Annotated in this window: 21 protein-coding genes and 4 pseudogenes; 13 read left to right on the top strand and 12 right to left on the bottom strand. The window is 37.5% G+C overall.

Going from position 1 to position 25,029, the window contains the following annotated elements:
- Positions 1-167: 167 nt before the first annotated feature.
- The 3 genes and pseudogenes from ERJ70_RS18855 to ERJ70_RS18845 all read right to left on the bottom strand — a co-directional run bounded on the left by ERJ70_RS18855 (position 168) and on the right by ERJ70_RS18845 (position 2,375).
- Entirely contained in the window at positions 168-791 is a 624-nt protein-coding gene (locus tag ERJ70_RS18855) for a DJ-1/PfpI family protein (RefSeq protein WP_209366262.1), read from the bottom strand.
- Between the two features lie 665 nt (positions 792-1,456).
- Positions 1,457-1,549, bottom strand: a pseudogene (locus ERJ70_RS18850) (carboxymuconolactone decarboxylase family protein); the annotation flags it as partial.
- Positions 1,536-2,375: a LysR family transcriptional regulator gene (locus ERJ70_RS18845; RefSeq protein ID WP_209366261.1), complete on the bottom strand. Its 840-nt coding sequence runs from the start codon at positions 2,373-2,375 to the stop codon at positions 1,536-1,538. The pseudogene ERJ70_RS18850 and the gene ERJ70_RS18845, both read right to left, overlap by 14 nt.
- 120 nt (positions 2,376-2,495) lie before the next feature.
- Here ERJ70_RS18845 and ERJ70_RS18840 point away from each other — a divergent pair, with 120 nt between their 5' ends.
- Positions 2,496-3,419: a DMT family transporter gene (locus ERJ70_RS18840; protein WP_209366260.1), complete on the top strand. Its 924-nt coding sequence runs from the start codon at positions 2,496-2,498 to the stop codon at positions 3,417-3,419.
- 22 nt (positions 3,420-3,441) lie between these two features.
- Here the strand turns inward: ERJ70_RS18840 and ERJ70_RS20250 are convergent.
- From ERJ70_RS20250 to ERJ70_RS18825, 3 genes and pseudogenes are all read right to left on the bottom strand, one after another.
- Positions 3,442-3,588, bottom strand: a pseudogene (locus ERJ70_RS20250) (hypothetical protein); the annotation flags it as partial.
- Positions 3,589-3,726: 138 nt separating this feature from the next.
- Complete coding sequence (locus tag ERJ70_RS18830) at positions 3,727-4,515, bottom strand: transposase (RefSeq protein WP_209366259.1); 789 nt, start codon at positions 4,513-4,515, stop codon at positions 3,727-3,729.
- A 283-nt stretch (positions 4,516-4,798) separates the two neighbouring features.
- Positions 4,799-4,975: a hypothetical protein gene (locus ERJ70_RS18825; protein ID WP_209366258.1), complete on the bottom strand. Its 177-nt coding sequence runs from the start codon at positions 4,973-4,975 to the stop codon at positions 4,799-4,801.
- 137 nt (positions 4,976-5,112) lie between these two features.
- On the opposite strand from ERJ70_RS18825, the pseudogene ERJ70_RS18820 reads away from it, so the two are divergent.
- The 4 genes and pseudogenes from ERJ70_RS18820 to ERJ70_RS18805 all read left to right on the top strand — a co-directional run.
- Positions 5,113-5,373, top strand: a pseudogene (locus ERJ70_RS18820) (cupredoxin domain-containing protein); the annotation flags it as partial.
- 194 nt (positions 5,374-5,567) lie between these two features.
- Positions 5,568-7,673 carry a DUF8426 domain-containing protein gene (locus ERJ70_RS18815; RefSeq protein ID WP_209366257.1) on the top strand — a complete coding sequence of 702 codons (2,106 nt, stop codon included), beginning with the start codon at positions 5,568-5,570 and terminating at the stop codon, positions 7,671-7,673.
- Positions 7,660-8,706, top strand: coding sequence for a 5-methylcytosine restriction system specificity protein McrC (locus ERJ70_RS18810; RefSeq protein WP_209366256.1), 1,047 nt, complete (start codon positions 7,660-7,662; stop codon positions 8,704-8,706). The genes ERJ70_RS18815 and ERJ70_RS18810 overlap by 14 nt, the downstream gene beginning before the upstream one ends.
- Before the next feature lie 530 nt (positions 8,707-9,236).
- On the top strand, positions 9,237-9,767 hold the full coding sequence (locus tag ERJ70_RS18805; RefSeq protein ID WP_209366255.1) for a YcxB family protein: 531 nt from the start codon (positions 9,237-9,239) through the stop codon (positions 9,765-9,767).
- Between the two features lie 348 nt (positions 9,768-10,115).
- Here the strand turns inward: ERJ70_RS18805 and ERJ70_RS18800 are convergent, their stop codons facing one another.
- The gene (locus ERJ70_RS18800) at positions 10,116-12,299 is read right to left on the bottom strand and encodes a glycoside hydrolase domain-containing protein (protein WP_209366254.1); all 2,184 of its coding nucleotides are present in this window, start codon (positions 12,297-12,299) and stop codon (positions 10,116-10,118) included.
- Between the two features lie 450 nt (positions 12,300-12,749).
- On the opposite strand from ERJ70_RS18800, the gene ERJ70_RS18795 reads away from it, so the two are divergent.
- The 3 genes from ERJ70_RS18795 to ERJ70_RS18785 all read left to right on the top strand — a co-directional run bounded on the left by ERJ70_RS18795 (position 12,750) and on the right by ERJ70_RS18785 (position 14,872).
- A complete protein-coding gene (locus ERJ70_RS18795) occupies positions 12,750-13,313 on the top strand; it encodes a hypothetical protein (protein ID WP_209366253.1) in 564 nt (187 codons plus the stop codon).
- A 130-nt stretch (positions 13,314-13,443) separates the two neighbouring features.
- Entirely contained in the window at positions 13,444-13,944 is a 501-nt protein-coding gene (locus ERJ70_RS18790) for a sigma-70 family RNA polymerase sigma factor (protein WP_209366252.1), read from the top strand.
- Positions 13,937-14,872, top strand: a complete 936-nt coding sequence (locus ERJ70_RS18785) for a hypothetical protein (RefSeq protein ID WP_209366251.1) — start codon at positions 13,937-13,939, stop codon at positions 14,870-14,872. The genes ERJ70_RS18790 and ERJ70_RS18785 overlap by 8 nt, the downstream gene beginning before the upstream one ends.
- Before the next feature lie 79 nt (positions 14,873-14,951).
- On the opposite strand, the gene ERJ70_RS18780 is transcribed toward ERJ70_RS18785, so the two are convergent.
- Entirely contained in the window at positions 14,952-15,110 is a 159-nt protein-coding gene (locus ERJ70_RS18780; RefSeq protein WP_209366250.1) for a YvrJ family protein, read from the bottom strand.
- A 210-nt stretch (positions 15,111-15,320) separates the two neighbouring features.
- Between ERJ70_RS18780 and ERJ70_RS18775 the strand changes: the two genes are divergently transcribed.
- Positions 15,321-15,944: a sigma-70 family RNA polymerase sigma factor gene (locus tag ERJ70_RS18775; protein ID WP_209366249.1), complete on the top strand. Its 624-nt coding sequence runs from the start codon at positions 15,321-15,323 to the stop codon at positions 15,942-15,944.
- A 301-nt stretch (positions 15,945-16,245) separates the two neighbouring features.
- On the opposite strand, the gene ERJ70_RS18770 is transcribed toward ERJ70_RS18775, so the two are convergent.
- Together ERJ70_RS18770 and ERJ70_RS18765 are read right to left on the bottom strand one after the other, a co-directional pair.
- Positions 16,246-17,070 carry an aldo/keto reductase gene (locus tag ERJ70_RS18770; RefSeq protein ID WP_209366248.1) on the bottom strand — a complete coding sequence of 275 codons (825 nt, stop codon included), beginning with the start codon at positions 17,068-17,070 and terminating at the stop codon, positions 16,246-16,248.
- A gap of 265 nt (positions 17,071-17,335) precedes the next feature.
- Complete coding sequence (locus ERJ70_RS18765) at positions 17,336-18,244, bottom strand: glycine betaine ABC transporter substrate-binding protein (protein ID WP_209366247.1); 909 nt, start codon at positions 18,242-18,244, stop codon at positions 17,336-17,338.
- Positions 18,245-18,838: 594 nt separating this feature from the next.
- Between ERJ70_RS18765 and ERJ70_RS18760 the strand changes: the two genes are divergently transcribed.
- The gene (locus ERJ70_RS18760; protein WP_245208065.1) at positions 18,839-19,129 is read left to right on the top strand and encodes a hypothetical protein; all 291 of its coding nucleotides are present in this window, start codon (positions 18,839-18,841) and stop codon (positions 19,127-19,129) included.
- A gap of 276 nt (positions 19,130-19,405) precedes the next feature.
- Here the strand turns inward: ERJ70_RS18760 and ERJ70_RS18755 are convergent, their stop codons facing one another.
- Positions 19,406-20,548, bottom strand: coding sequence for a hypothetical protein (locus ERJ70_RS18755; protein ID WP_209366246.1), 1,143 nt, complete (start codon positions 20,546-20,548; stop codon positions 19,406-19,408).
- A 302-nt stretch (positions 20,549-20,850) separates the two neighbouring features.
- Here ERJ70_RS18755 and ERJ70_RS18750 point away from each other — a divergent pair, with 302 nt between their 5' ends.
- On the top strand, positions 20,851-21,930 hold the full coding sequence (locus ERJ70_RS18750; protein ID WP_209366245.1) for a DUF2920 family protein: 1,080 nt from the start codon (positions 20,851-20,853) through the stop codon (positions 21,928-21,930).
- Between the two features lie 172 nt (positions 21,931-22,102).
- Here the strand turns inward: ERJ70_RS18750 and ERJ70_RS18745 are convergent.
- Positions 22,103-22,813, bottom strand: a pseudogene (locus tag ERJ70_RS18745) (DUF4396 domain-containing protein).
- Between the two features lie 305 nt (positions 22,814-23,118).
- Between ERJ70_RS18745 and ERJ70_RS18740 the strand changes: the two are divergent.
- Together ERJ70_RS18740 and ERJ70_RS18735 are read left to right on the top strand one after the other, a co-directional pair.
- The gene (locus ERJ70_RS18740; protein ID WP_209366244.1) at positions 23,119-24,141 is read left to right on the top strand and encodes an ATP-binding cassette domain-containing protein; all 1,023 of its coding nucleotides are present in this window, start codon (positions 23,119-23,121) and stop codon (positions 24,139-24,141) included.
- 2 nt (positions 24,142-24,143) lie between these two features.
- Positions 24,144-24,959: an ABC transporter permease gene (locus tag ERJ70_RS18735; protein WP_026568841.1), complete on the top strand. Its 816-nt coding sequence runs from the start codon at positions 24,144-24,146 to the stop codon at positions 24,957-24,959.
- The last annotated feature ends 70 nt before the right edge of the window (positions 24,960-25,029 follow it).

The raw sequence follows: 25,029 nt of genomic DNA, 5'->3' as shown, positions 1-25,029 counted from the left end.
CCCCAAATAGTAGTAAAGTAAAGAGTTGAAATCATATTTGATAGGAGTATCTCAACAAAAAGAAAAAAAGATTAGAAGGGTATCTAATCTTCTTTTTCTTTATCTTGTAATTAGATTAAATCCAGCTTACATACTTTCCTTTGAATAAGGCTCGTGTAAGCGAAAATTCACATTGTGAATTCAATAGTTTTTGCAGTTCTTTCAGCAGTAGATTTGCCTAAAATTTGTTTAACAATATATAGTGCCATGTTTATTCCTGAAGAAACCCCACCGTAGGTTATGATATTGCCATCATGTACAACTTTTCTATCGGATAAAACTTGAATCTCCGGATACTTTTCTTCAAACAGTTTTAGTGCTAAATGATGGGTAGTTGCCTTCTTTCCATCTAATAATCCAGTTCCCCCTAATATGTATGCTCCAGTACAAACAGAACTTATATATTCGATACTTTTATGCTTTATGATCCAATCTTGTATCTTTTGATTTTTAGCCATAGATTGTACCGCTCTTAAGGGACCACCTGGAATTATTAAAATATCCAACGCAGGACTATTATCAATGCTAAAATCAGGATTTATTATTATCTCTGAGTGAGTTTTTAATTCCATTCCTGTTTCTGAAATAGTACATACTTCAAATGGTCTCATTGGTAATAAATGCTTTTTATAAAGGGTTAACGTTTTTTCTGCTTTATTATTTGTTGTTAAGGAAAACACCTCAGCGGGACCAGTAAAATCTAAAACATCTACATAGTCAAACAGTAAAATACCGACCTTTCGCTTTTTCATTTTTTGTATCTCCTCTACCTAACAAATTCATTTCTAATTACCCTATCCTACCAGCTATTCAAGAACAAGTCTTTCACAATCTCTTTGTTCATTTTAACATAAAATTACAATTTTTTTGTTTGATAATACAATATAGCAGATCGCAACGTAATTAACCTAATAATTAACAGTCTGGATGGACACCAGGTTTGACCTGTGGGATAAAACCAACTCAAGATGACTTAACAACATGCACTGGGCCAAAATGTAAGGTAAAGATAATCTACAGAGAGTTGAAGATATTGTGGACTTTTGTGGGTATGTACGACTTATTTCAAACATGCTAAATAAAATTGACATCTATTCTTTTAGTGGCGGTTTTTTACAGTAAAGCTAAAATAATAGGTGTATTTTTTACATTCTTTTTCGGGTATAGATGTAACAGTATGAAAAGTCGAAGGCACAAATAGAAGTCTGGGTAGGATAGCAATTCTTTTTCAGGGCATTTTTCAAGAGATTCCCTATACACACATGGAGTTGAATCTTGAAATTAATGGTTTTAATATTACTACATTGATTGAAGAAACGAATATTAATCAACCAAAACTTTGGGACTATTTAAATAATGAACAGAGTCCAACATTAGAGGGGGAAAAACGAGCATCATAGATTTTCGTTGAGAGCATTTATTTTTTAGTTGCTGTATTCCCCGTTGCAATAGAGATTCTATTCCAACTGTTTATTTGATTGATTGTTAGAACAAGGTCAAAATATTGTTTTAATGAGTCTATCCTCTAAAGGTGAAAATTCATGATTTAGTCTACTGATTAAATATAGATCGATGTGTTTATATGGAGAGGGAACTTCTAAGTAATGCTTAACGTTGAAACGGTTGGCTACATGCTTGGACACAATGGCTATTCCCATGCCAATGGTTGAAAATTGAACTAATGTTTCGAAGTCGCCCACTTCAATAATTTTCCCTTGTTGTATAGTATGGTCGGTATATATTTGATCTAATTTAGAAAAATATAAACATTGATTTGATAATGTAATTAAGTCCTTACCGGATATATAATCATAAAAGTTCGTATTTGAATTGATGTCTTTCCCAATAATCACCATTTCATCTAAACCGGCTTTTTGATATTGAACTTTTTTATTATGTAATGTGCCAATGGTGTAAGCAATATCGAGATGACCAAGGACAACCTGCTCCTCTAAGTACTCTGTTGAACCTGTTTTGAACGTTACAGAAAGATCAGGATAAGATTTATATAGTTCTTCCAAGGCATCTGAAAACATTGCTCCTCCAAGGGATATCATCGTACCAATACGAAGTTGTTCCTTCCTTTTCCCCATTTTCATTTCTGTTTCTTCCCAAAGTAAAAGTATTTTCTTGAATTGATCATATAATTCTTGGCCAGATTCCGTTAAAGTGACTCCTTTTGTGTTTCTATTGAAAAGCACTTGGTTATAATGTGTTTCGATCTTTTTAATTTTAGCAGTCATGTTCGATTGAAGATGATTTAAGTCTATTGCAGCGGCCGATATACTTCTTAATTCTGCAACCTTCACGAAAGCCTTCATATTTTCTACATCCATTTAAATAACCTCCTTTATCAAAAAAAGTGATACTGATATCAACAATTGACATTTTTAATGATAACACTTTCTTATTATAATGAAACTACTGAATTCTTGAGTATCAGAAGGGAATAGACGATGAAAAAATATGTATTTTTAATACTTATAAGTTTCATTTGGGGTTCTCAGTTTTACTTTGCTGAAAAAGTTTTAGATGAAGTAGCCCCCTTAACATTGGCTGCAATTCGATCAATTGTAGGTGCCATCGCCTTATCTATTGTTGCCGCTTTAATTAAGAATCCAAGTCACAAAAAAAGAAAAGTCGCTAGATCTCCTAAATTATATTTACTGTATGTTTCGATTGCATTATTAGAGGCAGTCATACCGTTTTTCTTGGTTGCTTGGGGACAGCAAAGGGTGAGCAGTAGTATAGCTTCAATATTAATAGGTACTACTCCTATATGGACAATATTAATCATTGGGGCAGTGTTTCGAAAAAAACTAAGCCTCTATCAAACGACAGGAGTGGTATTAGGGTTTCTTGGCATTGTATTCGTTTTTTCTCCATCTTTGGGAACGAGTTTATTTTCAAATGGTTTAGCAGGTTTTATAGCGCTTTTAATTGCTACAGCAAGTTATGCAGGTGCTTTAGTTTTAATGGAATATTTGCCGTCTGAAGCAACAGTTGCGTCTATGCGAAATGTCCTATGTATAGCCTCTGTTATTTTAATACCCATCACTTTTATTATTGAAGATCCTACACTTGCTACATTAAGTATGATAGATGTCATTGACTTGCTTATTTTAGGTGTTTTTCAAACGGGACTAGTTTATTGGTTTTATAATCTCTTAATTCATATGGAAGGAGCTGTATTTGCCTCTTTTTCAAACTATTTTATTCCATTAATTGGTGTGTTTCTTGGCTCTTTGTTTCTAAACGAAAGTGTATCTATTTATATGATAATTGGGCTGTTTATTATTATTTTCTCAATTATAATAAGTCGTAAAACGAAAAGTTGTAACCGTCAAGATAAACTGGCTCTTACGCAATTTTGGTGGTAAAAAACGACTTTCCTTATCCTTGTCATTTTTTAATGATGAAATAATACTCGTTTTTTAAAAGTTCAAAACTTGCTCGTCCATATAGCTGTCGCTTTATCATTTTTAACCGGGTGATGTTTCCTTCTAGGAATCCATTACTATATGAATAGGTAAGAGCCGCCTCGATAGAAGTTTTTTCTTCTCTTTACTTGTTGATAAAAGAAGTAATATTTCGATGGTGAAAAGCTTGATCACACCGTAAAAAATAATGAAAAATACTTTTATCTTTTGACTGGATCATATCGCGGAAAAGCTGGACAAATCCATATTATCCTTTTGTCTTGGGATAAAGGGACAATATATGGTTCAGCGCTTCTCTTTCTTTTTCGGACAATGCTTCAAGCGGCCGCCAGAACAGCACCCACGCTTGTTTGCGAGAGATGATTGTTTCTTTTCTTGCTTTGTTCTTCGCCTTACGGCGTATGGCTTCCACATGATTACGTACAGCAGAATAACTGCCCTCATATCCTTCCGCCCGAAGGGCTGCTTCGATGTCAGCTGTCTTATAGCCTTTTTTCACCTGATCCTCTAATTCCAACAGAAAGCGTTGGATAGCAGTAGAACGGGAAGTTCTTCGGGTATCAGGAGGCCCTTTCATTTCTTCATATTTTTTCACCGTTGTACGGTGAAGGTTTAACTTCCGTCCTATCCGTTGATAAGGAATACCTGCCCGACGCTTTTTTTTGACTTCCAGAGCCACCTCCCATTTTTTCCAGGCATTTTCTTCTCTTTTTCTTTCTGCATATCCCATTGTGGAAGAAACTGAGGGGCTATCACTTTTTTCTTGGATTCTCTTTGGATTATATTTCTTTATTTTTGCAGGTAGCTCTTTCATCAGAATACGCTCTAATAAAGAACCTAGATTGTGAACAAGGTGGAAGCGATCACTGATTTGTATAATCGATGGATTTGCACGATGGATAACTTGCCGAGGCCTTTCCCGAAACCATTGCCGTACCGTTTCTTCCTCTCTGTTTTCCAATATATCAACAGGCTCATGGGTATCTAGATTGCACAGAAGTGTCCCATAATCATGACCTTCGAAAAGCGAAATCATCAATCCCCACAGAAGGTAGGCTTAGTTTTTACCACCTCTTCCCGATAGATAAGGGATAACAAAGCATCATGGCTGGCAGGTACCTTCCAATGCTGACAGACTTTTTCTGCCTGCAGACAGCTCATGGAAAAAGCAATCGCTGTCAGCTTATCTTCAAGACGTCTGGTTTTCCTACGATAAGAGTCCAGCCAAGAAAAACGCTCTGTAAATATTTTAGTAGGACACGTGGGGTCGGTGCAAAACCACTTATTAGAACAAAGCAGGACTTTTACCTCTTTATCATCTAATGGCAGATCTCGTAGCTTTCGGCTATACCGACTATGTTTTGATTAGATAGGGAACCGCAACGGGGACAGGTGGTCTGTTTGGAAGTTACTTTCATCACGAATGAAAATTGCGTTTCCTCTTCCTCTTGATGTAATAATTCAATTTTATGGTTGGATGCTTTTTCTAAAATCATGATGATACCCTCCTTATAAAACCGTACCCGTCTTATAAGAAGTGAATCAAAATCACCAAAATTGCGTAAGAGCCAATTTAGTTTAGCAGTTACAAGCGGATACGTCAGAACAGGCAGACGGTTCAACTAGTGATGTTGTAGAAATTAATCTGACAGCTGAAAATTTTAAATTCAATCCTAATGAAGTTCAAGCTAAAGTCGGTGACACTGTTCGTTTTACAATAAGCAATGATTCTGGATTACATGGTGTTGCTTTGGACGAATTTTACATGAATATTAAGGAAGGGGAAACCTTTGAAGTTGTCCTTACAGAAGCCGGAGAATTCGAATTCTATTGCAGCATTCCTTGTGGCCCAGGACATGACACAATGCAAGGAACACTGGTCGTCACAGCATAAATATTGAAAGTGATATCGCCCAATTGCTAGACAGTTACTCTAGCAATTGGGTTTTTAATTTTTATCGAAAATTATTGAGTAGGCGGTCTTGTTGTGAAGGAAATCTTAAAACATTGCACCATATAAGACTAGAAAGAAATAAGAACTGTACAGTGTTATAATTTAAGGTAATAATTCTTTTTTGGAGGTACGCTATGAAAGATGTTGTGAATACTCAAAAAGAAAAATATAAAGCTTGGGTTACGGAAAATTTAGGTGAAAAAACAGGAATGTGGTACACGCCATATCTTGAAAAACTTGGACACTTGTTAGAAAGGTTTGGATTAGCTAGCGGCTATAAGGAAAATTTCTTTGATTATCAATCATATTCGGAATATAAAAATATCTATCAACAAATGACGGAACAAAGTGATGAAGATATTGAGAGATTAGTAACGGGTAAAAGTACACCTCGCTATCCAGAAAAGTTTGGTACGAGAAGAATTCAATTTAGAAAAAAATATGCGGAAGATGAATATAATCTCGGCCGTAGAAGTAAGTCTGATAATATAGGTGGAATACCTGACTGGGGTGTTTTAATTCGGTCATATTTAATATTTTTATATTATGATGAAAATCCTACTTTAACTTATCCTAAAAAAGAGAAGAAAATAGCGAATCAAGAAGATGAAATTGATAACAGTATTAATTATTGGGTAATTTCACCGGGTGAATATTCGAGATTATGGGAGCAGTTCCACGCAGAAGATATGATTGCACTTGGTTGGGACTATCTTGGGGATTTAAAAAACTATGATTCAAAGGAAGCAGTTGAACGAAAAATAACTGAGCAAAGAGCGGATGGAGTGCGCCCTGTCAATGATACAAAGGCTGTTTGGGATTTCTATCATGAAATTCAAACAGGCGACGTTATATATGTGAAAGAAGGAATTAAGAAAATCCTCGCACGTGGAGTTGTTACGGGAGATTACTACTTTGATGATGAAGCATCAGAATATAAACATAGAAGAAAAGTAGATTGGCTTCAAGTTGGAAAGTGGGAACTACATCAGTCTTTTGCTCAAAAAACGTTAACATGTCTAAATCCTTATCCTAATTTCATTCAAGAAATTGATCAAGTTATGAATGAAGATTTTATTGATCCAAAGATTGCTGAAGTAAATGAATTTAGAATTTGGTTATCCAACCAAGTTACTGATACAGGAGGTAGCTTGAATGATAAAACTGTTACGTCAAAAGTAAATGCGTTAAAGGATAAAGAGCACCAGTTTGATGCTCCAATTTTTGGTGAGACAGATATTGAGCAACTAAGACGGGTGAAAGAAGCTGTTGTATCAGATGCATCCTACAAAAAATATAAAGGTGTATCGGGAAGTTCAATTGACTACTACATTCGTTTTATTGAATCTAAGCCTACTGTACAAGAAAATGAATCCTTTACAATGGATAAATTTCTTTCGGAGGTTTTTATCGAGAAGAAGGAGCTTGTACGTCTAATTTCTCTACTTGAAAATAAGAAGAACCTTATTTTGAAAGGCGCACCGGGAGTAGGTAAAACGTATATTGCCAAACGTTTAGCATATGTAATGATGGGAGAAAAAGATGAAACGCGTATCCATATGGTTCAGTTCCACCAGAACTATAGTTATGAGGACTTCATTGAAGGGTTCCGTCCAAAAGCTGAAGGAGATGGGTTTGAGCTTAAACAAGGTCCGTTTGTGAAGTTTGCTAGAAAAGCAGCACGAGATCCAGAACGAGACTACTTCTTTATTATTGATGAAATTAATCGTGGGAATATGAGTAAAATATTTGGGGAATTAATGATGCTTATCGAAGCGGATAAGCGAGGCGAGCAAATCAATCTCCTTTATTCTAATGATAAGTTTTCTGTGCCATCGAATTTATACATCATTGGCATGATGAATACGGCAGATAGAAGCTTAGCTTTATTAGATTACGCACTTAGAAGAAGGTTTTCATTTTTTGAAATTAAACCAGCGTTCCAAAATGAGACATTTAAGTCGTATGTAAACGAATTAAATAATCCAGAAGCTTTAAATCGTATTATTGATGAAATTAAAAGCTTAAATAATCAAATTGTTGAAGAGCTAGGGACAGGCTTTCAAATTGGGCATAGCTACTTTGTAGGTGATGCTTATAAAGTAGATACTACAGATCGTGTAGAGGAAGTAATCGAATATGAAATTATTCCACAGCTATTCGAGTATTGGTTTGATGATGAACAGAAAGCAAACGATTGGGCTGAACGACTTAGAGGTTGTTACGATGGAGAGAAATAATAATATTCCAATTCGTAATATATACTATATGCTTTCCTATGCATATCAAACGTTAAATCTTTCCGAGTATAAACAAATCGGAACAGAAAAGTTTGATAACGTCAAAGAGCTTTACACAAAAATTTTATCGATTGGTATACCTATTTTGATTCGTGGAGGATTAAGTAAAGGTTATATAAGTGTTGAAGAGACTTCCAATGTTATTAAGGGGAAAATTGATATCAATTCTACGATAAAGAAAGATGCATTGGTAAATAAGAAAGTTGCAGTAGTATATGATGAGTTCTCTGAAAATGTATTGTTGAATCAAATTATTAAAGCGGCACTTGTTTACCTGTCGAGCTCAAATAAAATAAGTCAAAAAATGCGTAGACTATTTTACGGTATGCTGCCTTATTTTACAGAGGTATCAGATGTAGAGCTGGATTTGAAGCTATGGAAAAACGTTAGATATAACCGCAAAAACATTCGTTATCAATTTATTGTAGACGTGTGTAGATATCTTTATGAGCAGTTATTATTTGATGAAAGCTCTACATCTCAAATGATGAAAGAGGTTCAAGACGAACAAAGATTATCGTCTTTATATGAAAAGTTCATCTATGCATTTTTTAAACGTGAAACGAAATATAAAGTATCCCATCCTCAAATTCAGTGGATGGTTGATGATGAATTCACAGATGCATTACCGATTATGCAAACAGACCTTGTACTTCAAAAAGATAACAAAACATTGATTGTCGATGCGAAATTTTATTCTGATAATATGGTGGCAAGATTTGAAGGTGGAGCTGCAAAACAAAAATCCGGTAATCTTTATCAAATATTTACATATATAAATAATTGGAAAAAAGAACCGGATGAAACGGTTGCTGGTATTTTACTTTATGCGAAAACAACCTCATTAAGTCAACCTAACCATATTTATCACATTAAAGGTAATCAAATTATAGTTATATCTCTTGATTTACAACAAGATTTTAGTGGCATAAAGGACAACCTATTAGCATATGCCAATCAATTTTTTGCATAGTTTTAAAAATTCACTTTATCTATATAAGAATATCCGTTTAATCATCATTCGGGGGATTTTTTCTATTATTACTCGTTTAAATTTGATACAAATTCACAAAATATTCCTCTTATAATCTGTAATTGAAAAAACGGCAAGAAAATTTCGAATCTATTCTTTGCTCGGCAGAAGCGCTAGACATACTGGGATTTTTTGAATGCAGCTTATCAAAATGTACAAGAGGAATAACCATCCATATTCGATAAGGGTTGTATCTTAATGATGATATTATAGGTTTCCAAGACCTTAAGTAATCTATTAACCTTCTCACGAATGTAAAGAAGATTCTTATTTAATAGTGGTTAAAGTTAGGTAATCAGAAAAATCAGTAAGAATAAAAAGAGGCTGTTGAACAAGTAAAAAATAATGTATTCTATGGGAAAGGAATAAATATGTGCTTTTGTGCTTAATTACAATCCTCTAGATATTAAAATTTACTTGGACATACTGATTAAACAAAATTTATATAACTATTAAGGAGAATAAATCTTATGGTTTTATTGTACGATGTCAATTTAGATGATTTAATGGCTTTGCAAAAAGAATCACTTTGTAACTCAAGTATTCATATCAAAAGGAAATTGTACGGCCGTTTAATTTCAACTGTTTCTATATTTGTGTTAATGCTCATATCATTAGGTAGACCTCCATTTTTAAGTGAAGGTATTTTAGCCATTATTCTTACTGTTGTCTTTTTTTTAATTTTTAATCCTCTTTACGATTGGCTGACATTATTAAGTATTAAAAGAATATATAAAAAAAGTAAACCTTCACCATTGTTAGGGCAACATAAAGTAACTATTTCAAAATCGGGAATAGAGAGAGAAACGGATAATTTTAAGGATCATTATTCTTGGGAGGATGTGGAAAGAATCGGGGAGGATTCAGAGCATTTTTTTCTATATGTTTCTGACATCTTTGCTATCATATTGAAAAAGGAGACAATAAATCTTAGTACAGAGGAGAAAGCTGAGTATCTAAAAACTATAAGAGGACAAACCAGTAAGAATCTTACCCTATAATATTCAGGACTTTTATTTACGAGTTACTTAAAAGGTAAAAGCTCTTTAATGATCGTTGACAGACATGTGCTTAAAGTAAAATCATGGGAAACACACATTTTGGGCAAAAGGTTATGATCTCAGTATAGTGGGCTCAATCAAAAAACTATGGCAAGATATATTATAGAACAGGAGGAGGATAGACTAATAGTCAACATGATAAATGTGAATGCGTCACCATTTAGTTATAGGTAGGAATATAAGCGGTTGACGGTCAATTCCGAAACCCCATCAGTGGCCATGTTGGTAAAGTTAAAGAGCCTTATAGGGCGAAACTAAAACCGCCCGTTTTACGGGCGGTTAGATAATTTACGCTTCATTGTCATCTTCGGCGTCACCTGTTAGAAATGAGAATAATCCTACCGCTGTGGCTCCGGCTAAACCTATACCAAGCACCGCGGGTGCAAAGTAAATAAGTACACCCAGAGCTACTGTTCCTACTGCAAGAGTGCCTAATAAAGTTCCTAACCCAGGCTCAGGATCAACTGGCTCTAAGTTTGAAATAGAATAAATAACATCTACTTTCAGTTTCAGTACATTATCTCCAACTTGAACATCGTCTTTATAAGCTGTTACTCTTACTTCTAACTTGTCACCAATCGGAGTTAAAGTAAATTCAACAAAGCCATTTCCTACAGATAGAGCCACATTCTCAAGCAAATTTTCATATTGGTCAATTTGCGACGTAGAAAGTTTTGTTTTAGCGTCTCCTAGTATTTCTGAACTTGACATACCTAACGTACCATTATTTACTTCTATAGCATGTACGTCATTAGATCCGGGCATAGTAAAAGTTGTGGATGTTTCTACATCTACGTCTACTAAAGAGGTACTAATCACATTATATCTTCTATTAAAATTAAAGTTTGTTGTGAATAATGACGGTTTTTCGTTAAATACAGGGAAATTGGATGCGACGTCTAACCAAGCGTTATAAAGAGCCATCCACGTTTCGTCTGGAACTGTTTGTTCAGGATTGACATTCGTCACCCCTGTATCTCTGCCAGAAACAATGTTATTGTCTATTTCAATGTAACTCTCCCCGGCTCCAACTCCAATTGTAGAAATTTGGTCAAAGGCCCAGTTTTGAGGAAGAGGAAAACCAAGATTTCCACTAAAACCTGTTGACATCCCACTGACAAAACTCTTTGTCGCATAACCCTTCTGGGAGACTCTTATGCATACATTACGAGGACCGTAAACCCCAACATTGTAGAATCCTCCAAGATTTGTTAGTCTCTCACTAACTGCTTTGAAATATGGGAGAACATTGTCTGTTATTTGGTAGTTCATTGCATCAAAATCTACTGCGAAATAAATAGTTGTACCTTCAGGAAAACCATACTCTTTGGCTGCATTAAAGGCTTCGATAGCATCAGCTCTACCTTGATTTTTACCGAAGTAGGAGGCGTCCCCTCCATAGGTTTGAAAAATCGGAAATACGGAGAGTCCTGCGCCAAAAATCTGATCCAGTTCTCCAGGTTGTATTTTCTTGTTTAAAGGGTCAGGTATATGTGCATTAGTTAAATACCTGCCAACAATATCATATCCAGCATTTTTGATAGCCAATCCTCTTTTGAAAGTGACCTCTGTACTTGTATCGCAAGCATCCCCTCTGCGATTTGGATCACCTGTACTTACTAAAAGTGAAGCCCATGTTTGATAATCTGCCTTACCGGTTACGGGAAGTTTGGCAAATTCTTGAAAAATCCGGGTTGCATTTGCAACTTCTTGAGAAAATACTCCATCAAATGGGGAGTCTTGATTGTTAAATATTAATGATGCTTGATATAAGCGAACAAAGTTTTTATCAGAATCAGAGTCTCCTAACTCTAAAACCGGTAATTCACTTCGTGTAGTAGGTCCAAAGTTACCATTTGCAACAGAGTCTGGGAGTCCTTCTTCATATTGAATAGCATAGACCAAAGCCTTTTGAGTGTCCCTGGAAAAATGTCCATCGCACGGTCCGAAGAAAAAATTTTTCCTATGGTTATATGTTCTGTTTAAAAACTGTTGAATTTCTCGAATAACGGAACTTCCGTTATTAACTACTATATAAGCATCCATTGTTAGGATTGCTTTAAATAGTTTAGGTGTAACCACGCCAGTAAGTTCATTCAGCCCAATATTTGATTGTATAGACTTGATGGCTAAATCTGTACCAGGTCCAAAGTATCCCGTTATACCGCCTGGCGAATACCCTTTACAATAAAGACCGCCCTGAATAATTTTAATAATATTGACGTTTTGTTGATTACTAGCGTCATTATTTGAAGAAAGGCTGATTGGACCATAAACATCCAGATAGTTTAAGGTTGTCGGTCCAAAGCTGTCAGCGGTATTTATGATTCCGAGTTCCAGTTGTAGCGCTCTAGTTAATCCATACATTGTTTCCCAACCGGTTTGACCACTAGGATACACATAATTGAATCCACTTCTTCCTCCATACGTATCGTTTAACCAGTGCTGTGTTTCTAGTACCATTTCATCCATTTAAACTCATTCCTTTCTGTTTAAGTTATTACAATATCTAAAGAGAAAGATAAAGCTTGAAAATCAATCATTATTATAAATTATTTTATAATTTTACTTTCAATTAGATTATAGTGAATTTTTCGCAAACTTTTTACGAACCTGCATCCCCTTTCTGTCTTAAAAGAATGAAATTGAAATAATTTAAGTTTCCTAAAAAAGCTAGATTAAAGGAGATATCTATCTCCTGTTGCTAACGGAGATAGAGTTTAGATGAAACGAAGTTGAAGAATTATACATAGATTTGAAATGGGACTATTAAAAACAAGAATATTTCTATACATGAGCGATTGGATATTTTTAATGAAATTGAATAATATGATTGATTTTTTTACTTAATACCTCTCTTTAAAGGATGTAACAACAAAGTGGCCTTATGTATACAGGCTAAAATATAAGGGAGGAATTATAATGGCATGGGTTTTTGTTGGAATGGATACAAGTAATGGAGGTTTTTCGTTTCCTAGGGATGGTACTATTTTTTATCAATTAAATGACCCCTACTATAAGAGTAGCGCGTTTGGTAATCAAGGTGGTTATGTAGCAGAACTTAAGCATTGGGATCAGTCAAAAGGACGTTGGATCACCGATACCTATGAATATTCAGGAGGGAACTTTTACGTAAATGGGTTGTATAAATATTACACATTAAGACGATTAAGCATTCATAATGGTATTTGGGGATCTAAGTGGACGGATGGAAATGGCGGGGTTTACTATACACTCAGATTCGAAGGCAGACTGTACCGCCAATCGGATTATGGTATTAGAGGACCTCTAAAACGGTTGCCTGCTGGAACCAAAATTCATGTAGCAAGTGGTTACGGTTACACACCATCCAGTAGTTATCCCAAAAACAGTTTAATCCGTATTACAGGTTATTATGAAGGAGGTACCTATAAGAGTACCCAACTTTATTTGGATGAGCCCACAAAAGGATATTATCCTTCAAGCTATAATATTAACCTGCCGTAAAGAAAAAGTGTATTCTTGGAAATATCCAAGAATACACTTTTTTCTTTTACTATTGTATCTTTTGCAGTGCTTTTATAAAATAAATTAAACCTTTTTAAAACCTATCCCGTCATATTGTTGAGGTGAAAAAATGGATGATCAGGAATTAGAATTTGAAGAAATAATGAATCTCTATGGTACAGATATTAAGAGAATTGTGTACATGTATGTTAGAGATTATTCATTAGCTGACGATATTACGCAGGAAACCTTTATTAAGTGTTTCACACATTACCACCAATTTAGAGGGGACTCGCTGAGGAACTGGCTGATCCAAATAGCAATCAATCGCTCCAAAGATTATTTGCGGAGTGCATACAAAAAACGGACTTTATTAGGAGAAAATCTTATCAATCTACTAAAAACCCCTTCAGTAGAAACAAAGATTCTGGAGAAGAGCATAGAGGATGAAGTAACAGCATCTATTATGAATCTTCCCGTTAAATACAGAGAAATCATTATATTATATTTTTATAAAGAGCTAACAATAAAGGAAATATCTTACGCATTAGAAAAGAATGAAAACACGATTAAATCACAATTAAGAAGGGCTAAAGACTTATTAAAGAAAGAGGTGTCCAAGAATGGATGAAGAATTCTTTCAGTTACTAAAACAAAGAATAGATAACTCGTCGGAATTAAAAAAAGTGGAGTTTACAAAAAAAAGTAAAGAGCAAGTCTTGGACAAATTACATCGTACAAATAATGAGAAAAGGTACAAAAAGCGGCATTGGAGAGGACCAATGAATTTCGTTCTTACGGCAATTTTATTGCTCGGTATAAGCTATATTGGATATAGTGCCATAAAGGATAATGGTCAGTTTAACTCTTCTTCCGAAGATAATCCATCAATTGGTGAGAGTGATCATTCTTTCGAAGAGTCCACAAATGAGGAAAAGAACAACTTAACTAAAAAGGCTATCAAGAATCTAATGCTGAATTCAGATGAAAACTTTATGACAGCACAAGGAGAATTCAACTATCACCTTGAGAATATAGACTTAAATGAGGAAGTTAATTATAAGTTAAGCATGGAGGACCCATTTGGAGGTTATGCCACTTCGAATAGTATTAACGGTGACGAGGAAAGCAGATATTACTATAGTGAGGATTATATCTGGGAGGTAGATGAGTCGGAAGGTACTTATTTTAAGGCGGAAAATCAAGATAGGGAACCTAAATTAAAACCTGTTACACAATCATTATTCCCCACTCATATGGCCAGGGATTACCTGGCAAGCATGGATTTGTGGTCGATTGAGGAGCAAAATGGGGAATTAGTGGGTAGAAAGATTTTTGTTATTGCTGGGGAACTTAGTGATTATGGAAAGGAGCTAAATTCAGCAGATTCTTTTCGATTTTGGGTGGATAAGGAAACCGGGATATTAATACAATACGAAATATATTCTTCAAGTGGAGAAGTGAAGGATTCTCTTTATACAGAAAGCTTGGAAATAGATGAGGGCTTAGAAGAGTTTGATTATAAACCTGATTTAACAGGTTATAGGTCCTTAAATTAGAAACTTATTAATGCGTTGTAATGCTGAAAAGACCAGGATGATGGCCATCGCCAACATCCTGGTCTTTTTTGTTTTAAGATTATTTGCGTTTCCTTATAGCTTCATTGAGCTCTTTAATGGTGTCTGACAAATCACTTATCTTTTTCTCAAATCTGACTAAAAGATATATTACAAGAACTACAGGAAACCCCAAATTACTAATTAGGGAAACCATAGATTCAATAGAGATTTCATCCATTATACCCCTCCCCTCTTGCTGCTTCAGTATATAGAGAGTAAATAAAAGGTCATTTATCAATTAGTGGAATTTAGTTACATTTAAATAATAAAAAGGAATTATTATCACAATAAAATTATACAAAAAAGGAACGTATGTTCGTTATATTTTGAAAAAATAGTTTATTTTTTCCTTTTTTATTTCTCTTTAAATAGTAGGAGGGATTCACCTATGGAATATCAATGTCAAACTAAGGAAAGAGACGACTTGATTAAGAAGTTCATGGAAGAGAACCAGGAATTTGTGAATCAGCCAATTGTTCAATCCTTTCTTGCTGAAAAAAAGAACAAAAATCTATTGGTAGAAGCATTATCCAAAAAGTCGGAAGAGAGCTACTATGAATTAGACCAGGCTTTTCGTATTTTTTATCAAAAAGCAAGGCTCATGAAGTACCTTTCGAGTTTGGTCTACTATAACTCGATAAATTTTGATAAAAAGATACGTAAGCAGAAGGAAAGACAACTGCCAATACTGAATCAACCAGTTAAAGGTGATTCGGAGAACTCAAATGATGAATTAATTGATATACTTGCGGGGGATTTAACCAACTTAGAAGAGAAAGTCTTGGAAAACAGCAATAACCTGGAAGATCATATACAAAATGAAGATTTATACCACGCTATCCTGTCTCTTAGTGCAAACCAGAAAGAAGTGTTAGAGTATGTATATCTTCATCGACTGAAAAACAAAGAAATTGCACTAATAAAAAGGACAACTCCGCAAAACATCTCCCAAATTCATAATCAAGCAATTCAGAAAATTAAGAAACAAATGAATGGGAGGAGAAAAATATGAATCAGGACGAACTTATTTTATCTGAACTTATTTTAAAAATGGAACCAAAAATCAAAAGCTCAGTTACTCAACCAATCCACAGGAAAGAGCGGACCTAGAACAAGAAATCAAATTAAAAATAATCGAGACTGTCACAGAAAAACTTATCGACGATACCCCGGGATTCTGGGAATTTAAAGAGTCGTTTAATTTAAAAAATAATATTCGAAATGAAAAAGAAGAGACAGCAAGCAAGGAAAACTGTCTCTTCTTTCTGTACTTATATTATTAACCAGTAATCTCAGATATTGGCAGAAATCCATTACCGTTTATTCATCTCATTCGGATGCGGACCTTTTCGTCTATCCAAATTAAGGCTATTAATGCTTTCCATTTCCTCATTGGTTAGTTCGAAATCAAAAACATCAAAGTTTTCTTCGATTCGGGAAGGTGTCACCGATTTTGGTATAACAATCGTGTTGTTTTGCAGATGCCAGCGCAGCACTACTTGAGCTGGTGTTTTGTCATGGGATGCTGCAATGTTTTTGACGGCATCGTCTTTGAGGATTTCTCCACCTTGTTCTAATGGGCTCCATGCTTCCACAAAGATATCATGCTTTGCACCAAACTCCTTGATGTCGTTTTGGGCAAGGTGTGGATGGCATTCGATTTGATTTAGAACTGGTTTTACATCGCATTCGTCCAGCAGGCGCTGCAGATGTTCGATTTCAAAGTTACAAACGCCGATTGCTTTGACACGACCATCGTTATAAAGCTTTTCCATCGCTTTGTATGTGTCCACATAGTCATCATATTCCGGTGTCGGCCAGTGGATTAAGTATAGGTCAACATAGTCCAGACCGAGTCTTTCCAGGCTTTCATCAAAAGCACGCAAGGTGTTTTCATAGCCTTGATCGCTGTTCCAAACCTTTGTCGTGATAAACAAATCTTCGCGTGGAACGGATGATTCTTTGATCGCCTTTCCTACACCTTCTTCATTTTTGTAGATCATCGCGGTATCGATAGAGCGATAACCAACCTCGAGAGCCTTAGATACAGCTTTTGTTGCCTCGTCATTTTCTACTTGCCATACTCCGAATCCGAGCTGGGGCATTTTCAATCCGTTGTTTAAGTTAATATAGTTCATTGGTTCACTCTCCTTTTTTATTTACCGTAATACTTTTATAAAGGGAATGCAATTAATCTAACCGGGGGATTGCATTTATATTCTTTCCGGCAGTACACTCCATTTTAAAGACGACTTTTGCACATAAGATAATTTGTGCAAAATCCGCGAAAAAAAGCGGGGGTTTCCTTGGAAATGAAGATAGAATACTGTGTATCTCTATCAAAAATAAAAAAGCTCCCCTTCTGTTATATAAAGGAGGGCTTTTGAATGTCGTATTGAGTACTTACTCTGCAGGTTCAAGGTCCTCAATGGAATCGATATCCATATAGGATGGTACAGCTAAGCCAATCTTGGCACCTTCTAGATTTGGTCCTAAATCTTCAAATTGACCTTCATACTCTTCGTATAAAGCACCGTGAGTTGCAGGCATCCATGGAGATAGAGTAGCATCGGAATCACCTGTTGCAACTGCCTCAAACATGACAGAAGGATCAACTGGTGTAAGGGAAACATTGAAACCTTTTTGTTCTAATACAATTTTTGCCACATTCGTTGAAAAGCTTTCGGCATCCCAAGGAGTTAAAACTAAATCTATTGGGGTACCATCAACAGGATCTACTCCTTCTGTCCATTCTTCAACTGTTTCCTGATTTTCATCCACCCATTGTTGTGCTACTTTTTCAAAATCAAAATCCATTTCTTGAGCTTTTAGTAATGCTTCTTCCAATACTGGTAGTTCCCAGTGGAATCTATCCAGAATCGTATATGCACCGGGCATGTCGTCTTTTAAACCTTCTCTTACAAGCGTGGCAATGTGTTCTTCCTCACCAAAGACACCTTGAGGATCCTCTAAGTACTTAATATCAAATTTTGCAAACATATAGTGAGGGGACCACGCAGCAACAACAATCGGTTCTTCTTTTTCCATTGCCTCACCTAACGCGGTAAGCATGGCAGCTGATGAAGAGGTTTTTTGTTCCCAACCAGCAAGACTATCATATTCAGCTATAGCTTTCTCGTTTGTCTCTGTTTGTCCGGCGCCCGGTTCAATCCCAGTAATGGTATATTCCATTTCTTCACTAACATTTGCCGTGGATTCGTCATTTGAATTGCCTTGACCACAACCTGCTATTGTAAGCGATAAGGATAAACCAGCAATTACCCCTAGTTTCTTCCAGTTAAAGTATGACATGATGTAATACACTCCTTAGTATGTTATTCTTACTATTTTTCTACGTATAATCTCCATAAAGATTGATTTATATTATTTTTTATTAGTAAGGTAAATAGGAGATTTAAAAACGACTAACTTAAATATTACATCTTTCCTTCTGATTAAAACAAACAGTAAAAATAGTTAAATTTGTACAAAAAGTACATACAGTTAAAATTTTCTTAACTTTAATCGTCTATTACATATGTTTCCTTCTAAATTCCATCGCATTCTACCCAATGTGATTTTTTTACTATAGTGAATAAGAAATTTGCTGTACCAATTGGCTTCGATCATAGGATAGATAAGCATGTCCATCGATTCCAAGATAGGAAAAGTGTGCGATGGAGCAAAAAATACTTGTTTGGGAAGACATTCAAATCTAACGAGGAGAACTCCTATAACGCATTTTCCATAGTTAGGGAGAAGTAGGTAAGCATAACATGAAAGACATTTCCTTCTATTTATTATAGGAAAACGGAATTAGGTGTCATAATCAGGATAGAAGCAGCATGGAACCATTGTCAATTTATGTTATATTTGGTGCGAGTTAAGATTTTAGGAGGGATGGATATGGAGGAAAAGAAGTCCACATGGAAAGGGTATGTATTTTTGACACTTAGTGTATTAGTTTCTCTCTCCATGGTCCTTTTAGACCCTATTGCTACCTTAACCACTGAGATAGTTGGATCCATATTCGTTTGGTTCATACTTTCAGGTACAGTTGTCTCGATTATTTTAGCTATTATTTCTTTTAGTGATGATATGGAAAAGAAAGTCATACCAGTGACCGCCCTTGTATTAACACTCGTAAATGTCATTGTAATATTGTTTTTCTTTTGGTTCGGGACTAATTTAGCGTAATTAGGAAATGCAAAAAAACTTCTTAATGGGTTTATTTTGTAGGGGCCTTCATCCAGCCTTTTAGTAATAACGATAGAAGCAACCAATCTTGTTAGAGGGGTATTAGAATTCTAAGGAGATAAGGGGGCACCCAAATTGGTACCCCCTTATAAACCTATTCTTTGAAAACGATAGACAAAGGTATATCAGTAACCGTTCGAACGATTAATGCTACTTTGATTCCTCTGCGTAACGACAAGTTTCTTTCACTTCGTGGTTTTAGGTTTTCAATTTCACTCACTGATAATTAACAATCGCCGGGTTCGGATCAAGCTTCAATACATCCTCCGCGCTCAACACAGGTTCATCTTTTTGATAAAAGACTTTGAATCCTCCATATTGGACGGCTTCATTTCGCACGAATTTGCGGTAAAGCGACATCTTCGTAGAGGAAGCACCCCAGCCATCATAGTTCAGAGCGACTTCTACGTTTTCAGTCGGCTGGATGGCATCTTTGTTCGTCAGTGCTTCGTCCATGAACTGGTGGACGAGGACGATTTTGTCCGGCAAGTCGTTTTCTTCCACCATCTCCGTGAGGTAGTTCACTGCTTCTTGCACTTCTTCTCCGTTTACTTGTCCAAGATCAATGCCAGGTGTTTCCCCTTCTTTTACATGGAACTCGGTATCGATGGCCAGGTGGACGTAAGGCAGCTTCAGCCATTTCTCCAGTAATTTCACTTGATTCAGGACAGAGTCTGTACCGAGCTGGACATCCAGCATCAATAACGCATCGTTTTCTTTGGCAAGCTCGGCATACTCGTCGATTTGTTCCGGTGATGTCCTGTGGAAATACTTTCCTTCGGGACCAGGATCCCGCTGCGCAACCGTCGAAATCAGCTCAATCGTTGGAATGGCCGGGCGGGACGGATTGGCATCCGAGTATTCCTGCGCTTGTTCTTTTAACTTTTCCATGAGTTCGTCGGGTTCCATTTCCCCAAGGATGCCCATATTGGTAGAGTTCGGATGACCGTAATAGGCTACAAGTCTATGATTCTTTAAAGGCCCGTCCGTTTGATCCTCGGCTCCTTTTACCAACGTTTCTCCGACTGGAACCATCCTTGTGCGATCATCTCCGTGCGCTTCAGCCTTGGGCATCTTCTCCAGCTCTTCCTCAGACAACTTATCCTTGAGAGGTTCGGCATCTTCTGCCGGCTCTAACGGTTTGTATGGTTGAGGGGGCTTCGTTTCTTCTTTTTCTTGTTCTTCCTGTTTTTCTTCTGTTTCTTTGTTTTCTTGCTTCTTATCTTCTGAGGCGCTTTCTTCCGACTGCTTGTCTTCTTTGTTTTCTTCCTTGTTGTCGTTCGTATAAGTGTTCTCCGAACAAGCGACCAGGAAAGAGACCAGGAGAACTCCAGCGAATAGCAGGACTAGCTTTTTCATGTTGTTCACTTCCTTATGTATTGATTTCCTTCATCTATGATTCTATATCTATTCCCTAAATTCAATAGTTTAATAGCAAATAGGTATATTTTAGCATGAACATGCGTGAAAGGTAATGCTGTGGAATTCGGAAAACTTTTAGAATGTTTATTGGTGGGAAAGGGAGAAGGAGATTAGAAACCGAAAAGGGGACCAAATAAAAGAAGGATATATTATTACATTCCGTCCTTTTTATGTTTAAATTTAATTAGAGAGCTTTTTTAAAAACAGACAGTGATAAACAATATCGGGGGTAAAATGAGTTGTCAGAACAGCATAGTATTAATATTGCGGCACACCATAACATATATACGGGTATTTCAAATCGAGAACTACGAATAGATTTTTCTACTCCGCAAAACGGAGTGAACCATAATACAGGGTTACTCATATTTGTTCCTGGATTCGGTGCCAATATAGACTCAAAGGTTTATAAAAAGATGAGAGAAGTGTTTGCCGACACGTACAATATGGTAACCATTCAGTGTAATTACTTTGGCAATGCTTTTATGCAATCAGCGGATCATTTTAAATTGAAAAATCCACAGGATCTACAAAAAATTCTTACAAAAGATGAATTAGAGATAACAGCAAAAGACTCTTCTGCATTATTAAAAATCTTGGCTGAAAAAAATATTTTGCTTCCTGTCCTAGCTGATATAAAGGAAAACGCAGAAGAGTTCAATGATATGAGCTACATGCAGGCAATCGATATCATTAGTGCTATAGAGGCCGTCAGAATTATATTGGGGGAGAATGATTTAACATTTAATGTTAACAGGATCATAGGTTACGGGCACTCACACGGGGCCTATCTTTTGCACTTGAGCAACAGGCTTGTTCCAAATATGTTTTCCTTCTTAGTAGATAACTCAGCGTGGATAGAGCCAGTATATTTATCAAGCAATAGGGTCTTATATCAAAAAATAGGAAGGTCCACTCTTGCTATTGAATTTGATTATTTGGCGAAGAAAATGATCAAAAACAAGCAAAATTTAAATTTAGAGACGCTTTATAATAATTTTAATGGAAAGACGCAAATTCTATCGTTTCAAGGAGACGAAGATAATCTCGTTGACTATCAAAAAAAGAAACGGGTTGTTGAAGGAATCGGCAATTCAGCTTTTATACTTGTTAAAAAGGACGATGTGGACAATTTCAAGTATAAGTCGAATGGCCATGGTTTAAATGCTGACTTTTTAGAGCTTTTTTCCTTTGCACTAGAATTTGAACGCCCCCGGCAAGAAGCAATTGAGCGAGAGATAAAACATAGAGTGGATTTGGAATATCTGTCTGTAGAAGTTGACTTCACCCATGGATTGCCAGTATTTGATTTCAAGTAAGCGACGTTACCCACCCTTCCAGCGGTCCGGGGAATGGCTCAAGATAAGCAAAGTTTTGGTTAATGTAAGACCATGGATAGTCTATTATCCATGGTCTCTTCTTGGTATCAGTCTGGAGGAATCAAGTTTTTAATCCCGGTCTGTCCAGGTCTGTCCCGCATCCTTTTCAAGTCTACATTTCTTCTTTAATGCCTTTCTTGACCAGCCACCAGTTTGCCGGATAGCTTGTCAGGAATCCGACAATCATGGCAATTTGCATCATGAACCAATAGTCCATCTCGTGGGGCTTTGGAGGTTCGGCGAAGATGACATAATGCACGAGAGCCATCCAGCCAAATATGCCTACTTCAAACAATATCAGGGAAAGCGTATCCGCCTTGATTTAGTTTTTGAGGTTCTTCAACACGCCAGCGTCTTTGTTCATCTGATAAATAGCGAAAAATTGAAATAGAATTCCGAATAAGTATGCCAGGGTGAACTGGACCGCATAATGGACGAATAAAGTGGTGCCCAGGATGGTAAAACCAGTCAGCGTGACAATTGGTACGCCGAACGCATCACCAAGTGTACACCCTGATGAACAGTGACTTGTTGAAAAGTACACTTTGGCAGGGAAACCACGGTTGTCCTCCGCTTCCGAATCTTTTGCTTTCAGCCGGCCCCATTTGAAATAGGTCCAGACCGCATAAGGACCAAGAAACCAGCCATTGATCGGCCAGACGATTTCATGATCCACATCATTTGCGGGTGTCTGATAATGTCCACAAGGATGATGAGGGAGGATAACAAGCCGATTCCTATCGCGATCCAAGCTATTGTAGTCAGTATGCTCATTTGGTATCACCTCTCCAAAACTATTCCCAGTTATCTCCTGCGGAAACATCACCTCTTTTACGAATACCCACTTACATTTATCCGGGCCCGGATGCTGGAACGCTTCTTGGACTACGGCTTCTATCACTTGGCCAATACTTGGCACAAATCCCTTTCGCTATTCTTTTCAAAGACATATCCCGCTGTTCATATTACGTTCATAAACCTTGTATATAATCCAACAAGTAGTAAACATTTCTGCTAACCAATTGATGGAAACTTATGGAGCAAACAAGGAGTGAAAGGCAAGGGACGATTATCGAAAAAGTGCTTTATCAGTAGATTTTATAAGAAACATGAAACAGGAGGATTAGCATGCAAAATAATAATAGGAAAAATACCGCGAAAGGCAGCGGCGAGTGGGCTGTCGAAGCGAAAGGGATCGCTAAAACGTTTGGAGAAAACCGGGCGGTGGACGGTGTGGATTTACAGGTGCCCACAGGCTCGATTTATGGAGTGCTTGGACCGAACGGGGCGGGAAAAACGACCGTCATCAGAATGCTGGCTACATTGCTGCGGCCGGATGCCGGTTCTGCAAGTATCTTTGGTCATGACGTGGTCAAGGAGCCGCATATTGTCCGGCAATTAATCGGAGTGACGGGGCAATATGCCTCTGTTGACGAGTCACTCAGCGCTACCGAAAATCTCATTATTTTCTCCCGGCTGCTGGGTCTGGGGAGAGCGGAGGCAAACAAGAAGGCGACTGAATTATTGGAGGAATTTGGTTTGACGGACGCGGCAAAGCGGCCGTTAAAACATTTCTCGGGAGGCATGCGCAGGCGGTTGGATTTGGCTGCCAGCCTGATTTCCCAGCCGCCGCTCATTTTCCTGGATGAGCCGACTACCGGACTTGACCCGCGAACACGTAATCAAATGTGGGACACCATCCGTCGCTTGGTCAGGTCAGGTTCGACGGTCCTGTTGACGACACAGTATTTACAAGAGGCAGACGAGCTGGCTGACCGGGTTGCAGTAATCGACCATGGCCGGGTTGTTGCGGAAGGTACGGTAAATGAGTTGAAAGCATCGATCGGCACCTCTTCCTTGCACTTGGGAGTTCAACATGCCCGGCAGATGCAGGCTGCTCGGCTCATTGTTGAACGGGTATTGAATGTCCGGTCGACTGTTTCTACGGAAGGCGGCAAAATCACCGCGCCGATGGCAGATGTCGACCGGATGACGGACTTGTTGATCGCCTTGAGAGAGTCGGATATTCAGTTGGCTGAATTAAGCGTACAAAAACCAAGTCTGGACGAAGTGTTTTTGACGATTACCGGTCAAGGTGCTGGAACTTCCGATGAAATCAATAATAAATCAGAAAAAGCAGTGGAGGTATAAATATGGATAGTACACAAATAAAACCTGCTCACGAACGGAAGCTTCGCAACAAAACGAGCTTCCGTCAATCGGTGAGAAATTCATTCATCATGGCCATTAGAGGGTTGATTAAGATACGGCGCACGCCGGAGCAATTGTTCGATGTGACGTTGCAGCCGATCATTTTCACCTTGATGTTCACGTATATTTTCGGCGGTGCTATCTCTGGCGATGTGCAAAGTTATTTGCCCGTCATCATTCCCGGCATTCTCGTACAGACGGTGATCACTACTTCGATTGTCACGGGAGTACAATTGCGGGAGGATATGGACAAGGGGGTGTTCGACCGTTTTAAATCCCTGCCGATTGCCCGGATTGCCCCTTTGGCCGGGGCGCTGTTGGCGGACAGTATCCGCTACACGATTGCCACCGTGCTCACCTTTACCATGGGATATGTCATGGGACTCCGTCCTGAAGGTGGATTAGGGTATGTCTTGATTGCAGCGCTCCTCGTGATTGGCTGTGCTTGGGCGATTAGCTGGATTTTTGCCTTTTTCGGCGTGATTGCACGGACGGCTTCCAGTGTCCAAGGCATTTCGATGATTGTATTGTTTCCGCTGACGTTTCTTTCCAATGCGTTTGTGCCGGCTGAAACGATGCCGGATTGGCTGCAGTGGTTTGTAAAAATCAACCCGATTTCCCATCTGGTCACAGCGGTCAGAGATTTGATCAATGCGGGGTCCATCGGCTGGGACTTTACGCTCTCCTTGGTGGGGGCAGCTATCATTGTGGCCATTTTTGCACCATTGACTGTACGGACTTATATGCGCAAGGCATAGTGATCACGTGCGTGATGATATAAAATAGGGAAAAGAACTTGGGAATCGCAATACAGGCCAGCGGTTCCCT

This window comes from Sediminibacillus dalangtanensis (genome assembly GCF_017792025.1).
Classification (GTDB): domain Bacteria; phylum Bacillota; class Bacilli; order Bacillales; family Amphibacillaceae; genus Sediminibacillus; species Sediminibacillus dalangtanensis.
The sequence above is the reverse complement of the archived record's forward strand: the minus strand, read 5'-3'. Positions and strand labels throughout refer to the sequence as shown.

Excerpts from the sequence above, each read along its gene's own strand:
- ERJ70_RS18790 (WP_209366252.1), top strand. The coding sequence starts at position 13,444 with ATGGATGATCAGGAATTAGAATTTGAAGAAATAATGAATCTCTATGGT.
- ERJ70_RS18795 (WP_209366253.1), top strand. The coding sequence starts at position 12,750 with ATGGCATGGGTTTTTGTTGGAATGGATACAAGTAATGGAGGTTTTTCG.
- ERJ70_RS18780 (WP_209366250.1), bottom strand. The coding sequence starts at position 15,110 with ATGGATGAAATCTCTATTGAATCTATGGTTTCCCTAATTAGTAATTTG.
- ERJ70_RS18805 (WP_209366255.1), top strand. The coding sequence starts at position 9,237 with ATGGTTTTATTGTACGATGTCAATTTAGATGATTTAATGGCTTTGCAA.
- ERJ70_RS18785 (WP_209366251.1), top strand. The coding sequence starts at position 13,937 with ATGGATGAAGAATTCTTTCAGTTACTAAAACAAAGAATAGATAACTCG.
- ERJ70_RS18830 (WP_209366259.1), bottom strand. The coding sequence starts at position 4,515 with ATGATTTCGCTTTTCGAAGGTCATGATTATGGGACACTTCTGTGCAAT.
- ERJ70_RS18770 (WP_209366248.1), bottom strand. The coding sequence starts at position 17,070 with ATGAACTATATTAACTTAAACAACGGATTGAAAATGCCCCAGCTCGGA.
- ERJ70_RS18800 (WP_209366254.1), bottom strand. The coding sequence starts at position 12,299 with ATGGATGAAATGGTACTAGAAACACAGCACTGGTTAAACGATACGTAT.
- ERJ70_RS18740 (WP_209366244.1), top strand. The coding sequence starts at position 23,119 with ATGCAAAATAATAATAGGAAAAATACCGCGAAAGGCAGCGGCGAGTGG.
- ERJ70_RS18825 (WP_209366258.1), bottom strand. The coding sequence starts at position 4,975 with ATGATTTTAGAAAAAGCATCCAACCATAAAATTGAATTATTACATCAA.
- ERJ70_RS18775 (WP_209366249.1), top strand. The coding sequence starts at position 15,321 with ATGGAATATCAATGTCAAACTAAGGAAAGAGACGACTTGATTAAGAAG.
- ERJ70_RS18765 (WP_209366247.1), bottom strand. The coding sequence starts at position 18,244 with ATGTCATACTTTAACTGGAAGAAACTAGGGGTAATTGCTGGTTTATCC.
- ERJ70_RS18755 (WP_209366246.1), bottom strand. The coding sequence starts at position 20,548 with ATGAAAAAGCTAGTCCTGCTATTCGCTGGAGTTCTCCTGGTCTCTTTC.
- ERJ70_RS18760 (WP_245208065.1), top strand. The coding sequence starts at position 18,839 with ATGGAGGAAAAGAAGTCCACATGGAAAGGGTATGTATTTTTGACACTT.
- ERJ70_RS18735 (WP_026568841.1), top strand. The coding sequence starts at position 24,144 with ATGGATAGTACACAAATAAAACCTGCTCACGAACGGAAGCTTCGCAAC.
- ERJ70_RS18815 (WP_209366257.1), top strand. The coding sequence starts at position 5,568 with ATGAAAGATGTTGTGAATACTCAAAAAGAAAAATATAAAGCTTGGGTT.
- ERJ70_RS18840 (WP_209366260.1), top strand. The coding sequence starts at position 2,496 with ATGAAAAAATATGTATTTTTAATACTTATAAGTTTCATTTGGGGTTCT.
- ERJ70_RS18810 (WP_209366256.1), top strand. The coding sequence starts at position 7,660 with ATGGAGAGAAATAATAATATTCCAATTCGTAATATATACTATATGCTT.
- ERJ70_RS18845 (WP_209366261.1), bottom strand. The coding sequence starts at position 2,375 with ATGGATGTAGAAAATATGAAGGCTTTCGTGAAGGTTGCAGAATTAAGA.
- ERJ70_RS18855 (WP_209366262.1), bottom strand. The coding sequence starts at position 791 with ATGAAAAAGCGAAAGGTCGGTATTTTACTGTTTGACTATGTAGATGTT.